This is a genomic window from Streptomyces sp. NPDC060205, assembly GCF_042728395.1.
In the GTDB taxonomy this organism is placed as follows: Bacteria; Actinomycetota; Actinomycetes; order Streptomycetales; family Streptomycetaceae; genus Streptomyces.
In genome coordinates this window covers 1-13,312 of sequence record NZ_JBHWZP010000266.1, presented here as the reverse complement: position 1 = coordinate 13,312, position 13,312 = coordinate 1, and the positions used below count along the sequence as shown (strand labels likewise).

Below are 13,312 nucleotides of genomic sequence, written 5' to 3'. Positions count from 1 at the left end.
CCCCTGAGGGCAAAAGCTGGGGCGCAGCCCCGCTTTTGAGGGGCGCGGGGAACTGCGCGGGCAACCCCCACCGGGCCCGCAGACGAAGGGGCAAGGCAGGGGCGCAGCCCCGCCTTCAAGGGGCGCGGGGAACTGCGCGGCCAGCCCCCACCGGGCCCGCGGACAAAGGGGACAGGCAGGGGCGCAGCCCCGCCTTCAAGGGGCGCGGGGAACTGCGCGAACGGCACCCGCCGACCCCCCACCACGCAACCCCCCGCACACTCCCCCCGTCTTTGAGGGAGGATCCATGCAGATGGCCGGGGTGGGTGGGGGACCAGAAGGGGCGGGAGACGTGGCCTTGCACGGCACGACGACGGAGACGGGCAAGTGGACCAGGGACACCGACGTCCCGGTGTCGAGACACGGCAGAACACGCCCCGGCGCCTGGTTCGCAGCCCTCCTCCTCCTCACCGTGAGCATCGTCCTCGGCTGCCGCATCGCCGACACGGACGCCATCACCCCCATCCCGCAACTGCTCGCCTTCCTCCCCTGGCTCCTCGCCCCCACCGCCGTGGCCCTCCTGTTCGCCGCCCTGTCCCACTGGCGCATCGGCCTCGTCTGGGGCGTGGCCGCCCTCGCGGTGATCGCCTGGTACATCGAGCCGTACGGCAAGACGATGGAACCCGGCGGCGTCCCGGTCGCGGAGATCCGCGTGCTCACCGCGAACGTCGAGTTCGGCCAGGCCACGGACGCCCTGATCGAGGCGGTCTCGAAGCAGCGCCCGGACCTGGTCTTCGTCCAGGAGTGCGAGGACTCCTGCGAGAAGAAGCTGGACCAGGCCTTCGGCAAGGCAGCCGGGGACAAGTCCGCAGCCAAGGCCAAGAGCAAGAGCAAGAGCAAGAGCAAGGACAGCGTCTACCCGTACCGGCAGGCCGTCGAGAGCGCCACCTCCGAGGGGTCGGACGGTTCCGTCATCCTCAGCCGTCACCCCCTCACGCCCGCGAAGGGCATCCCCGCCACCATGGGCATGCCCGGCGCCACCGTGGACGTGGACGGCCAGGAGATCCACCTGCAGCTGGCCCATCCCATGCCGCCGCTCCCGTCGCACCTGGGCACCTGGCGCAAGGAGCTGGCCGCGCTGCGCGACTACGCCGCCGCGAACATCGGCCGGCCCACCGTCGTCGCGGGCGACTTCAACGCCACTCAGGACCATGCGGCCTTCCGCCGCATCCTGGACACCGGCTTCATGGACGGCGCCCGCCTCACCGGTGACACCCGTACGCCGAGCTGGCCCGCCCTGACGGCCCCGGCCTTCGGCGCCCAGATCGACCACGTCCTGGTGTCCCGGGGTTTCACGGCGACCAGGACCCGTTTCCTGGACCTGGACGACACGGACCACCGGGCCCTGGTCGTGGACCTGATCCTGCGCAGGAGCACGTAGCGGGATCCGCGCCCGGACGGGAGCCGTACCCGGAAAACACGACGTGGGCCGCCCTCTGTGCAGGAGGGGCGGCCCACGTCCGTGGGGGGTGGGTGGTACATCCGAGGGGGACCTGCCGGTCCCGATGTCCCGGCGTCGGGGCGGTGCGGCGCCGACTCCGCACCGCCCGGACGACGGCTGCCGCCGGGGTCTAGTCCTGGTTGACCTTCGCCAGGGCCTTGGCGAGCCCGTTGGCCCACAGCTGGTTCACGCGGGCGCGCTCCGCGCTGTTGGGGATCGAGTTCGTGCAGGACGTGCCCGGTCCGCCGCCCGACATCAGCTCGCTGCACGGGCCGGAGTAGTGGTCGGGAAGTCCGAGCACGTGCCCGGTCTCGTGGGCGGTGACGCGCGTGGAGTCGTACTGCTGGTTCTGCGCGTAGTCGAGGAATATGTACCCTCTGCCGTGCCCGTCCGTGGACGCGTACGAACCGCGCGAGTCGTTGCCCTCGCGGTACGTGAAGCTCGCGCCGCTGCTGCCGGCCTGGAGCTTGACGTTCGAGACGGAGCTGTTCCAGATCGACGTGCTGCGCGCTATCTGGGTGGCGAAGGACGGCGCCGCCGAGGCGTTGTAGACCACGGTGACGGCGGCGGCGGACGTCGGATTCGCGGCGCGCTTCTCGGCCACGGACTTCAGCACGGCTTCGAAGAAGGCCTCGTTGGCCTTGGCTTCCTCGCCGGAACCGTTGTAGCCGGCGCCCGCCACGGAAGCGGCGGACGAGGTGGCCGCCGACTCCGGTGCCTGGGCCGCCGAGGCCGGTACGGTACCGAGCGCCGCCGCGGTGAGGCCGAGGCCGAGCGCGGCGGAGAGCATGGGTGTGGACAGTCGCATCGATGACTCCTTGCGTGGGGGGTGAAGTCGTCACCGAGGAGTTTCGGCGTCTGTGAGGCGGCTGTGATGATGGCAACAGGCGATAGGACGCAGCTATCCGCACACATCCGATCGCCCGACTCACTTGATTTGGGTGGGGTTTGTGCATCTGGTGAAAGCTGTACTTCCGCTTTAGGCTCCGACGGCATGGACCTAGAGGTCAGGCACCTCCGCGCACTGTGCGCCATAGCCGACACCGGCAGCCTGCACCGGGCCGCCCGGCAGCTCGGCGTGGCCCAGCCCTCGTTGAGCACCCAGCTCAAACGCATCGAGCAGGAGCTCGGCGGCCCCCTCTTCCTGCGCGAACGCACCGGTTGCCGCCCGACCCCGCTCGGTCTGGTCGTCCTGGGCCGCGCCCGCCCGCTGGTGGCCGAAATGCGGTCGCTGGTCGCGGAGGCACGGGCCGCCGCGACGGACGCCGACGGGCCCCAGCTCCGTATCGGATCCACCGCGAGCCGCGCCCTCGCGGGCTGGCTGCGCCGGCTGCGCGCCCGCCAGCGCGAACCGGTCCTGCAGATGGACGTCTCCCCGAACGCCCTGCTGCGCATGCTCGCCGCCGGCCGCCTCGACGTGGCCTTCGTGCACGAGGTGGAGGGCAGCCCGCTGCGCATCCCGGACGGGCTGGCGCTGCGCGTCCTGGTCGACCGCGAACCGCAGTTCGTCTCCCTGCCCGCCGACCATCCGGCCGCCGCGCGCACGGAGGTCCGGCTCGCCGACCTGGCCGGGGACCGGTGGATGATCGATCCGACGGTCGACGGCGAGTGGGACGCCGTGCACCGCATGCTGCGGGCGGCGGGGCTGCGGCCGCGGGTGCTGCACGGGGACTACCACACGGCCGCCTCGCTGGTCGCGACCGGCGAGGTCGTCACGGTGTGCCAGCCGACGTGCCAGCCGCGGCCGGAGATGGCGGTACGGCGGATCCAGGGGGATCCGCTGGGGGTCCGGCTGGTGCTCGCGGCGCGTACGGAGGGGGAGTTGGACCTGGTGTTCCCCGAGCTGTGGGAGGCGTACGCGGAGGTTGCGCGGGAGGCGCCCGGCTATGGGGAGTGGCTTGATCTGGTAGGGGTGTAGGGACGGTCGGGGGTGTGACGGTCGGGGGTGTGACGGTCGTGTGTCGGGTGCGGGCCGGTGGGGGCTGGTCGCGCAGTTCCCCGCGCCCCTGAAAGCCGGCGGTTGCCCGTGCCCTTCCAAGCAAGCAGTTCCCCGCCGCGCTGAAGGCACAAGGCGAAAGGCAAGGGCGCCCTCTTTCCAGAAGGCGCCCTCTGCCATCGTCTGCGTCAGACGCCGATGTCTTCTCCGTCCTTGCGCCAGACCGCGACCACCGACGGGCGGACGATCTTGCCGGGGCCGTCGGGCCACACGCTCGCCGGGTTCTCGACGGTCGCGCCGGTGATCTCGCCCGGGTGCTGGACCGCGACGAGGACGCGGCGGTCCTGGACGAGCGGGCCGCAGGTCTCGGCGCCCTTCGGCACGGTCAGGAACTGCTTCAGCTCACCGCGCCGCTCGCCCTTGGTCGCCACGCCGAACAGGCCGTCGTGGGAGCCGAGCTGGGCGCCGTCGGTGGAGATCCACAGGTTGCCGTGCGGGTCGAAGGCCACGTTGTCCGGGCAGGAGATCTGGCTGACCTTGTCCTTCGGATAGCCCGCGAAGTACGTCGCCGGATCCTTCGGGTCGCCCGCCACCAGGAACAGCGACCAGGCGAAGGTGGTGGCGTCGGCGCGGTTGCGGCGCTCGGTCAGCTCCAGGACGTGCCCGTGCTTGTTGGCGTTGCGCGGGTTGGCCTCGTCCACCTTGGCATTGGAGCCGACACCGCGGTTGGTGTTGTTCGTCAGGGCGACGTACACCTTGCCGGTGTGCGGGGAGGGCTGGATGTCCTCCGGGCGGTCCATCTTCGTGGCGCCCACCTTGTCACCGGCGAGGCGCGTGAAGACGTACACCTCCTCGGCACTCATGCCGGGGACGTGCGAGACGGCGCCCTTCGCGGTGGCGGTGGCCAGCGGGATCCACGTACCGCTGCCGTCGAACTCGCCGTCGGAGGGGAGCTTGCCGGTGCCGTCGATCTCGATCGCCGGGGAGTCGCCGGTGAGCTTGGCGACGTACAGCGTGCCCTCGTCGAGGAGGGTCAGGTTGTGCTCGCGGGCGGCGCGGCTGGTGCCGTGGCGCATCCGCTTGCTGCCGACGAACTTGTACATGTAGTCGAAGCGCTCGTCGTCGCCGGTGTACGCGACCGGGCGGCCGTCGTCCGTGAGACGGATCGTCGCGCCCTCGTGCTTGAACCGCCCGAGCGCGGTGCGCTTGCGGGGCGTCGAGGTCGGGTCGTACGGGTCCAGCTCGACGATGTAGCCGAAGCGGTGGACCTCGTTCGGCTCCTGGGCGACGTCGAAACGCTTGTCGAACCGCTCCCACTTGCGCTCGGTGGCACCGGTGCCGATGCCGTAGCGGGCGTCGGTCGTGCGGCTCGCGTTGGCGAAGTACTGGTTGAAGTTCTCCTCGCCGTGCAGCGTCGTGCCCCAGGGGGTCTCGCCGCCGGCGCAGTTGTTGAGCGTGCCGAGGACCTTCCTGCCGGTCGGGTCGGCGGAGGTCTTCAGGAGGCTGGACCCGGCCGCGGGACCGGTCACCTTGAACTCGGTGGTCGCGGTGACACGCCGGTTGAGGTGGTGGCGGGGCACGGCCGTGAGCCTGCCCGTCTTCCGCTCCTCCTCGACCACGACGACACCCAGACCGTGCGCGGCCCAGGCGATCTCGGCCTGCTCGCGGGTCGGGTTCGCGGGGTCGTAGCCCTTGAACATCAGGACCTCGTCCGTGTACTCGTGGTTCGCCACGAGCAGCTGACGGCCGCGCTCGCCCGGCAGCGGGAGCAGGGCGAGGAAGTCGCAGTTGTAGCCGAACTGGCCGGCCTGCGCCGCCGCGGTCTGCCGGTCCGGGTCGAAGGCGGGGGCACCGCGCAGGATGGGCTCGCCCCAGCGGATGACCACATTCTGGCCGTAGCCCTCGGGGACGGTGACGGCGTCGGTGGTGTTCGGCGCGACGGGGGTGAAGCGCAGACCGCGGGCGGCCTTGCCCTTCGAACCGTTAGAGCCGTGCGAGCCGTGCGCACCGTGCGAGCCCTTCGAGGCGGTGGCGGCTCCGGCGGGCTGGGCCGCGGCCGGGGCCGCACCTGCGCCGAGGACCGCGCTCCCGGCCGCCGCCGTGGTCACGGTCACCGCGGCGGCGGCCCGCATCATCGACCGACGGCTGAGCGCTCCGGCGATGACGTCGCCGACGTATTCGTTGGCGCTGGTGTTGGGCGCCGGGTGGAAGCAGGCATCACCACAGCGGTACCGACAGGTCATCTCGGAACGGCCGCCCGGGTGTGAACCGGTCGAGCCGAGCAGAGGCAGCAGGTTGCGCACGTTCCCTCCCCTATGTCTGTGTCTGGCGTGACGCTAGGGGCACGCGCGTGCGAGAGCGCGGACGCAAGGTGAACGGAGAGTGAACCGGGCCCAGCCAAAAGGGCTTTGACCCCGACATGCGTACGGGAACAGGTTCGATGTTTGGGCCCGATAAAGATCTTCGGTCCTGGCGGCTAACCTTACGTGTCCGTCCTGGCCAGGGATTGACGGAACCAACTCATGCGAAGGGTTGCGCACATGGGCATTCTCACCCGCCTGCGGAATGCGTTCGGAAAGTCACGCAAGGGGGACGCTGACGCTGCCGCGGTCCCTTCCGCATCTGCCGCCGCCGAGCCGACCGTGCCGGCCGCCCGGCAGGAGACGGCTCCCGAGCCCACGCCTGCGGCAGCCGAGCCTGAGGTCTCTGTCCCCGCACCGGCCACGGAGCGCGAGCCCGAGGCCGAAGCCGTGCCGGCGCCGGAGCGACAGCCCGAGCGCGGGACCGAGACGAAGGCGTCCTCGGTGGACGACCTGGTCTCGGCGGCGTTCGACAACGTAACGGTCCCGAAGCAGGCGACGGCACCTGCGGGGGCTGCGGCGCCTGCGGCGAAGACTGACGCCGAGGCCGCCGCCGAGGCCGAGGTCGTGGCTGCCGCCGAGGCTGTGGCCGAGGCGAAGCCGGTGGCTGAGCCCGAGCCCGTCGTGGAGGCGGAGCCCGAGGCGGCGCCTGCCGCGAAGGTTGAGCCCGAGCCGGTGGCTGAACCGGAGCCGGTCGTGGCGCCCGAGCCCGCGAAGGCGGAGGCCGAGCCCGCGAAGGCAAAGGCGGAGGCCGAGCCCGCGAAGGCAAAGGCGGAGGCCGAGCCGGAGCCCGTCGTCGAGACGGCACCGGAACCGGAGGCGACGCCCGAGCCGGTCGCCGAAGAGGTCACCGAGGTCGCTCCGGCGGCCGAGCCGGAGCCCGTCGCCTCCGAGGTGACGCCGGAGCCCGAGCCCGCGAAGGCAAAGGCGGAGGCCGAGCCCGTCATCATCGCCGCGGCCGAGGCCGAGCCCGAGCTGGTCATCCAGCTCGTCCCGGAGCCCGAGGCCGAGCCGGCCGTCGAACCGGAGCGGGAAGCCGAGGCCGTGGCCGCCGCGGAGGCAGCCGAGGCGGAGGCGGAGGCGGCAGCCTCGGCCGAGGCCGCCCCGGAACCGACACCGGCACCGGAACCGGCCCCCGAGCCCCTCGCGGCAGAGACCGAGAAGCAGTCGGCGCCCGAAGCCAAGACCGAGGCGGCCCCCGAAGCCAAGGCTGAGGCTGCTCCCGCAGCTGCGGCCAAGCCTGCCGGGGGCGAGGACGCGGTAGCCGCCCAGGCCCCCGCTCTCCTCAGCGCCTACAAGGCGGCGGCCACCGCCCTGGCGAACCAGGGCCTCACCGACGCCCGTGCCAAGGTCTACCTCGTCCTCGACCGCTCCGCGTCGATGCGCCCGTACTACAAGGACGGCTCCGCACAGGCTCTCGGCGAGCAGACCCTCGCCCTCGCGGCCCACCTGACGCCGGAGGCGAACGTCCAGGTCGTCTTCTTCTCCACCGAACTGGACGGCACCGGCGAACTCACCCTCGCCGAGCACGACAACAAGATCGACGAACTCCACGCGGGCCTCGGCCGCATGGGCCGTACGAGCTATCACGCGGCCGTGGAGGAAGTGATCGCCCTGCACGAGAAGGCGGGCACTCCCGCGGAGCCCGGCCTGGTCGTCTTCCAGACGGACGGCGCCCCGGACGCCAAGACCCCGGCCACCCAGGCCCTGACGTCGGCGGCGAAGAGCCACCCCGGCCTCTTCTTCTCCTTCGTCGCGTTCGGCGAGCAGGACAACAAGGCCTTCGACTACCTCCGCAAGCTGAAGTCGGACAACACCGCGTTCTTCCACGCGGGCCCGGCCCCCCGCGAACTCACGGACGCGGAGATCTACGAGGGCGTACTGGCGAACTGGCGCCCGTAACCCCACGCCACAGCCTCACCCGGGCCGCCCCTTCTCGTCCCATGAAACGAGGAGCGGGCGGCCCACCCGTGTCGGCTACGATTTCAAGGTTCGTAAGACGGCCGAAAGTCGAAGCAGCACTCGACCGGACGTCACCCCACGTAGCGACTCGGGAGCAGCCCGCAATGGCTCGACACCTCATCACCAGCGCCCTTCCGTACATCAACGGGATCAAGCACCTGGGCAACATGGTGGGGTCCATGCTCCCGGCGGACGTGTACGCCAGGTACCTCCGCCAGCGCGGTCACGATGTCCTCTACATCTGCGCGACGGACGAGCACGGCACCCCGGCCGAACTGGCGGCGAAGGAGCAGGGCCTGCCCGTCGCCGAATTCTGCGCCTCGGCGCATGACGCGCAGAAGGCCATCTACGACGGCTTCGCGCTCGCCTTCGACCACTTCGGCCGCAGCTCCTCCCCGCAGAACGCGGAGCTGACGCAGCACTTCGCCCGCAGGCTGAACGAGAACGGCTTCATCGAGGAGCGCGCGATCCGGCAGGTGTACTCGCCGGCCGACGGCCGCTTCCTCCCCGACCGTTACGTCGAGGGCACGTGCCCGCACTGCGGTTACGACAAGGCGCGCGGCGACCAGTGCGAGAACTGCACGCGTGTCCTGGACCCGACCGACCTGATCAACCCGCGCTCGGCGATCTCGGGTTCGACGGAGCTGGAGGTCCGCGAGACATCGCACCTCTTCCTCCTCCAGTCGAAGCTGCAGGGCGAGGTGGAGGCGTGGATCGACGAGGTCGCGGACGAGTGGCCGCAGCTCGCGTCCTCCATCGCCCGCAAGTGGCTGACCGAGGGCCTGCACGACCGCGCGATCACCCGTGACCTGGACTGGGGCGTCCCGGTCCCGGCCGACACGTGGCCGACGCTGGCCGCCGACGGCAAGGTCTTCTACGTCTGGTTCGACGCGCCGATCGAGTACATCGGAGCGACCAAGGAGTGGGCGGACGCGGCTCCGGAGGAGAACCGGGACTGGAAGTCGTGGTGGTACGAGCCGGCGGGCGCCTCCGACGTGCGGTACACGGAGTTCATGGCCAAGGACAACGTCCCCTTCCACAGCGTGATGTTCCCCGCGACGGAGATGGGCGTACGGGAGCCGTGGAAGAAGGTCGACCAGCTCAAGGCCTTCAACTGGCTGACGTACTACAGCGGTAAGTTCTCCACCTCGCAGAAGCGGGGCGTCTTCACCGACCAGGCGCTCGACATCCTGCCCGCGGACTACTGGCGCTACTTCCTCATCGCGAACGCCCCCGAGTCGGACGACTCGTCGTTCACGTGGGAGCACTTCACGGCGACGGTGAACAAGGACCTGGCCGACACCCTCGGCAACTTCGTCAACCGCGTCCTGTCCTTCTCGAAGAAGCGCTTCGGCGAGGAGGTCCCGGCGGGCGCGGAGTCCGGCGCCCCGGAGGCGAAGCTGGGCGAGGAGATCGCATCGCTCCTCTCCGACTACGAGTCCCAGATGGAGGCGCTCCAGTTCCGCAAGGCGGCGGCTGCCCTGCGCGCCCTGTGGTCGGCGGGCAACTCCTACCTGGAGGAGAAGGCCCCCTGGCTGGAGATCAAGACGAACCCGGAGGGCGCGGCGCTCACCCTGCGCACGGCGATGAACCTGATCCACCTGTACGCGGTGGTCTCGGAGCCGTTCATCCCGGCGTCGTCGGCGGCGATGCGAGCAGCCTTCGCCCTGCCGAACGACACGGCAACGTGGGTAACCCAGGAGGAGGCGAAGTCCCTGAACTCCCTCCCCGCGGGCACCCCGTTCACGGTCCCCCCGGTCCTCTTCGCCAAGATCACGGACGAGGACCTGGAAACGTACAAGGAGCGCTTCGGCGGGGCGCCGGAGTAACGCCAGCCCGCTCGTCCTGAACGACCGGGGTGGCCGGACACCGTGCAACGACGGTGCCCGGCCACCCCGTTCGCGTACACGGAGCCGAGGACTACGCGACGGCCGAATGGGCAGAGCAGCCGGTGCAGTTCGGGCCACCCCAATGGCCGTTGCTCACCCTGCGCCCGTTGGTCGCGGGGCCGCACAACATGCCGGTGATCACCAGTGCGGCGGAGGGTCGCAAGGACCTCGCGCTCGCGACACTGTCCGCGATCACCCACGCCAAGGGCCCTGAGATCGGGACGATACTCAAAGCGGTGACGACCGTTGACTCGGGAAAGCCTCTGCCCCGGGCGGGCGGGGGCAGGTCACGTGGGTGAAGGGTCCGCTCACGGCACCCTCGGCCCCGTAACCGGCCGCCCCTTCTCGTCGTACGGCCAGACATTCGGCGTGCAGCCCCGCATCCCCTTGATCTGTTGCATCATCGCCGGGGCCGGTCTGCCCGGGCCGGGGCATGTCACGTGGTCGTGGCCGAGGAAGTGGCCCACCTCGTGGTTGATGATGAGGGCGCGGTACGCGTCCACGTCGTCGGCGTAGACCGGGGTCGCCAGCAGCCAGCGTTTGAGGTTGACCACCACGTCCTTGCCCACGCTGCAGTTGACCTCGCCGCGCGTGTTCAGGCCGTAGCGGCCGCAGATCTCGTCCACCGTTCCCGGTGTGGCCAGCCGTACGACGAAGTCGGCCGACCCGGTCGAGACCCGCTTGAAGCCCGACCGGCCGTCCGCCGTCCAGCCTCGTCGGTCCGCCAGTATCCCCTCCACCTGGCCCGCCACGTCCGCCGCCGACTGCGCGAGGCCCTTCTCCACGACGACCTTGTAGCGCAGCGGGCGGGCGCCCCGTCCCACGGTTCCGCTCCCACCGCCGGCCGTGGTGAACGTCCCCGGCCCCGAGGAGGGGATGGAGGGCGAGGACGACGGGGCAGAGACCGAGTCCGGGGACTCCTCGTTTCCCGGGCTCGCGCTGGGCTTGCTGGGCTTGCTCTCCTGCGAGGGCCGGGAGGGACGGTTCGACTCCTCGGCCGCCGCCTCCGGCTCGTCGTCGGAGCTGCCTGAACTCGACGCCGCCGGTGTCCCCCCGCTCACCGCCAGCGCCGCCGCCGATAACACCGCCAGCGCCGCCAACCCCCACAACAGGGGCCCCTTCCCCCTGCCGCCGCCGCTCGCGGAGCCTCTGCGACGGCGGCGGGATCTCGCGGTCGGGGACGGCTCGGTCGCGCGGCGGTTGATCTTGGTCATGAGCATCAAGAGTGAATACGCGGGGCGTTGGGTTCTGGCTCAGCGGATAACGAAGCCATAACGTCCCGTTGGGGACGCCCCGTTACGGGACCCCGCTCCTGGCATGTGCACGATTCATCCGTATGGTTTCGTCATGGCAGTCCCCCAGGTCATCCCGATCGCGTACGAGCCGCGCCACCGCACCGATGCCATCGGTCACTACGCGGAGGGGCAATTCCTGGGGTCGGTCACCTACGCCTTCCCCGAGGAATACCGCCCCGACGACGGCTGGGAAGAGCACAAACGCCTCTTCACCGTGCTCCACACCTTCGATACCGAGGGTCGCCACCGCGACTCGGAGATCTGGTGCGCCGGCACCTGGGCCGAGCAGCAGCGCAACCCGCAGGGGCCCGACTCGGTCCTCGCCCAGGCGCAGGCCCATCTCGCGAAACTGCTCCGGAGCCTTCCCCGGCGCCGTTACACGGACATCGCGGTCCAGCCCTTCCGGCTCACCCGCGACGGCGTGCTGTTCGGCCTGCTGACCGGCGAGGACGACGGCGAGCCCTGGGCCGAGCTGTATCCCGACCGTCTCGGCTTCGGCCCGCCCTGGGACGGCACCTACGACACCTGAGCACTCCGCCGGGCCCGTCCATTCTCGCTCCGCCACACCTCCGCGCCGGCCCCATCCAGGCCGAGGGAGGTACGGGCGATGCGCACATGGTCGAGACCTTCGGCGGCCGTCCGTGTCACCAGGGCGTACTCGGCCGCCGTACGGGCGGTGGCCAGTTCCGCCCGGGCCCTGCGCAGGCGTTCGGAGGCGTCCGTGAGGGCCTGCGTCGCCGTACCGTCCGCTCCCGCTCCTGTCCGTACCTCAAGGGCCGACAGGCCTGCTCCCAGCCGGACCACCCAGCGGTTGGCGTCGGCCTCCGCGTCCAGGCCGGACGAGCCGGACAGGTCGCGCGTGCGGCCCCGGCGGCGCGTCGCGACCACCGCTCCGGCGATCAGCAACAGTGCGAGCAGCACGGCGCATCCCATGGTCTCCTCCGGTGATCTCGTCCGGCGCCGCCGGTGTCCTGCGGGCCCGCGAGGCGTTCTCACCTCGCACCCGCCATCAGACGCCCTGCCGCTGTGTCCACCCGGCGAACACCCTGTGGGTCACCTGATCACCCCAGTGGGCCCGGGACGTCCTTCGTCCCGGGCCCACCCGCTGTACGCGTTCCTGCGCGGCCGACTCAATCGGCGGTCACCAGCTTCAGCTTGCCGACGCCGACGCCGACGCCGACGCAGTCGCCGAAGTCCCCGGCTGCACCGCGTCGTCCGTGCCCTCGTGCGTCGCGTCCGGGTCCACGCCCATCGTGATAGAGCCGATGACCCCCTTCGCGATGGCGTTCTTCTTGTACTTGAGCTTCAGGAGACCGCCGGCCGTACCGGACTGGTCGTAGATCGTGTCCTCGGTGAGCGTCGTGCGCTCCGTCGTCGACGTGGAGTACGGCTCGACCTCCGCCGAGGCGAGCACCGACTCCTCGTCGAAGAAGAACTGACCGGTGTGGCAGGTGTTGCCGCCCTCGTAACCGGCGTCCGTCCAGGTGCCGCCGACATGCACCTTGGTGTGGATGTGGACGCAACGGCCCTGGTACCAGCCGGGGAAGACCGTCCTGAAGGTGACGAAGCCCTGCTTGTCCGTCTTCCACGTGCCGCGCAGGTAGCGCTTGTCGTCGGTGGGCTCCTGGTGGCCGCCACCGCCACCGCCGGGCGGGGGACCGGTCGGGGAGCCGGTCGGAGTGCCGGTGGGCACGTCGGTGGGCGCCCCGGTGGGCGGCGTGCCGCCACCGCCGGAGGAGTCCTCGTAGCCGGAGTACAGACCCAGCGCGTCGCAGTGCCAGATGTCCACCGCGGCGTTCTTGATGGGCTTGCAGGTCTCGTTGTCGATCACCTTGAGGCGGAGGGTCAGCGCGATGCCCTCCCTGTCCTCGGTGATGTCCTGCCGGAGCTTGTCGGCATCGATGTAGTACGGCCCCTCGGTGGTCTCCGAGGTGAGCTTGTAGCAGCCCTCCGCGGCGGTCGAGGTGGCGCCCGCCGACGCGCCCTGCGCGCTCACGGCCGTCTGGCCGGCGTTCGCGGTCGCGGCGATCGTGCCGCCCACGCCCACCGCGGCGACCGCCGCGCCACCTGCCACGACGACCTTTCGCCGCGTCACATTCCGCTTGTGTTTCGGCCCTTGGGCCGACTGGCTTCCTGTCATGTTTCCCGTCATGAGCGAGGAAGCTAGGGAAGAAGGCTGTCAACAGCGTGGGCGCGGACTGTGGATTACCGTTCGCGGCCGAAACATGGCGCGAATCGACCGGCCACCGCCGGGCCCGGCGATCGACCAGCACCGTCGAACCCTCCGGTCGACCGGCCACCGTCGGATCCTCCAGGACCCCTACGGCAGTCACTCGTCGCCATCGCCGAACCAAGCCACTGTGGGGCGGTGCCCCCTCGTTCCGGAGGGG

General features: G+C 70.8%; 10 protein-coding genes and 1 pseudogene. 6 read left to right on the top strand and 5 right to left on the bottom strand.

What is annotated here, in order from left to right:
* Positions 1-292: 292 nt before the first annotated feature.
* Complete coding sequence (locus ACFWGJ_RS33390; RefSeq protein ID WP_387332124.1) at positions 293-1,420, top strand: endonuclease/exonuclease/phosphatase family protein; 1,128 nt, start codon at positions 293-295, stop codon at positions 1,418-1,420.
* Between the two features lie 190 nt (positions 1,421-1,610).
* On the opposite strand, the gene snpA is transcribed toward ACFWGJ_RS33390, so the two are convergent.
* A complete protein-coding gene (gene snpA / locus ACFWGJ_RS33385) occupies positions 1,611-2,288 on the bottom strand; it encodes a snapalysin (protein WP_387332122.1) in 678 nt (225 codons plus the stop codon).
* Between the two features lie 186 nt (positions 2,289-2,474).
* On the opposite strand from snpA, the gene ACFWGJ_RS33380 reads away from it, so the two are divergent.
* Positions 2,475-3,398: a LysR substrate-binding domain-containing protein gene (locus ACFWGJ_RS33380; protein WP_387332120.1), complete on the top strand. Its 924-nt coding sequence runs from the start codon at positions 2,475-2,477 to the stop codon at positions 3,396-3,398.
* A 206-nt stretch (positions 3,399-3,604) separates the two neighbouring features.
* Here the strand turns inward: ACFWGJ_RS33380 and ACFWGJ_RS33375 are convergent, their stop codons facing one another.
* On the bottom strand, positions 3,605-5,719 hold the full coding sequence (locus tag ACFWGJ_RS33375) for a PhoX family protein (RefSeq protein ID WP_387332118.1): 2,115 nt from the start codon (positions 5,717-5,719) through the stop codon (positions 3,605-3,607).
* Between the two features lie 237 nt (positions 5,720-5,956).
* Between ACFWGJ_RS33375 and ACFWGJ_RS33370 the strand changes: the two genes are divergently transcribed.
* The 3 genes and pseudogenes from ACFWGJ_RS33370 to ACFWGJ_RS33360 form a co-directional block, all read left to right on the top strand.
* A complete protein-coding gene (locus tag ACFWGJ_RS33370; protein ID WP_387332116.1) occupies positions 5,957-7,678 on the top strand; it encodes a VWA domain-containing protein in 1,722 nt (573 codons plus the stop codon).
* A 164-nt stretch (positions 7,679-7,842) separates the two neighbouring features.
* A complete protein-coding gene (metG, locus tag ACFWGJ_RS33365) occupies positions 7,843-9,567 on the top strand; it encodes a methionine--tRNA ligase (RefSeq protein WP_387332114.1) in 1,725 nt (574 codons plus the stop codon).
* Between the two features lie 89 nt (positions 9,568-9,656).
* Positions 9,657-9,875 (top strand): annotated as a pseudogene (locus tag ACFWGJ_RS33360) (hypothetical protein); the annotation flags it as partial.
* 60 nt (positions 9,876-9,935) lie between these two features.
* On the opposite strand, the gene ACFWGJ_RS33355 reads toward ACFWGJ_RS33360, so the two are convergent.
* A complete protein-coding gene (locus ACFWGJ_RS33355; RefSeq protein WP_387332112.1) occupies positions 9,936-10,841 on the bottom strand; it encodes a DUF3152 domain-containing protein in 906 nt (301 codons plus the stop codon).
* A gap of 133 nt (positions 10,842-10,974) precedes the next feature.
* On the opposite strand from ACFWGJ_RS33355, the gene ACFWGJ_RS33350 reads away from it, so the two are divergent.
* The gene (locus tag ACFWGJ_RS33350; protein WP_381833628.1) at positions 10,975-11,451 is read left to right on the top strand and encodes a hypothetical protein; all 477 of its coding nucleotides are present in this window, start codon (positions 10,975-10,977) and stop codon (positions 11,449-11,451) included.
* Here ACFWGJ_RS33350 and ACFWGJ_RS33345 read toward each other — a convergent pair.
* Together ACFWGJ_RS33345 and ACFWGJ_RS33340 are read right to left on the bottom strand one after the other, a co-directional pair.
* Entirely contained in the window at positions 11,439-11,855 is a 417-nt protein-coding gene (locus tag ACFWGJ_RS33345; RefSeq protein ID WP_387332110.1) for a hypothetical protein, read from the bottom strand. The two genes, ACFWGJ_RS33350 and ACFWGJ_RS33345, sit on opposite strands and share 13 nt — an antisense overlap.
* A gap of 217 nt (positions 11,856-12,072) precedes the next feature.
* Positions 12,073-13,062, bottom strand: coding sequence for an intradiol ring-cleavage dioxygenase (locus ACFWGJ_RS33340; RefSeq protein WP_387332108.1), 990 nt, complete (start codon positions 13,060-13,062; stop codon positions 12,073-12,075).
* Positions 13,063-13,312 lie beyond the last annotated feature (250 nt).

What these genes read in the sequence shown, in the direction of transcription:
- ACFWGJ_RS33390 (WP_387332124.1), top strand. Translation starts at nt 293, where the DNA reads ATGGCCGGGGTGGGTGGGGGACCAGAAGGGGCGGGAGACGTGGCCTTG.
- snpA (WP_387332122.1), bottom strand. Translation starts at nt 2,288, where the DNA reads ATGCGACTGTCCACACCCATGCTCTCCGCCGCGCTCGGCCTCGGCCTC.
- ACFWGJ_RS33380 (WP_387332120.1), top strand. Translation starts at nt 2,475, where the DNA reads ATGGACCTAGAGGTCAGGCACCTCCGCGCACTGTGCGCCATAGCCGAC.
- ACFWGJ_RS33370 (WP_387332116.1), top strand. Translation starts at nt 5,957, where the DNA reads ATGGGCATTCTCACCCGCCTGCGGAATGCGTTCGGAAAGTCACGCAAG.
- metG (WP_387332114.1), top strand. Translation starts at nt 7,843, where the DNA reads ATGGCTCGACACCTCATCACCAGCGCCCTTCCGTACATCAACGGGATC.
- ACFWGJ_RS33355 (WP_387332112.1), bottom strand. Translation starts at nt 10,841, where the DNA reads ATGACCAAGATCAACCGCCGCGCGACCGAGCCGTCCCCGACCGCGAGA.
- ACFWGJ_RS33350 (WP_381833628.1), top strand. Translation starts at nt 10,975, where the DNA reads ATGGCAGTCCCCCAGGTCATCCCGATCGCGTACGAGCCGCGCCACCGC.
- ACFWGJ_RS33345 (WP_387332110.1), bottom strand. Translation starts at nt 11,855, where the DNA reads ATGGGATGCGCCGTGCTGCTCGCACTGTTGCTGATCGCCGGAGCGGTG.
- ACFWGJ_RS33340 (WP_387332108.1), bottom strand. Translation starts at nt 13,062, where the DNA reads ATGACAGGAAGCCAGTCGGCCCAAGGGCCGAAACACAAGCGGAATGTG.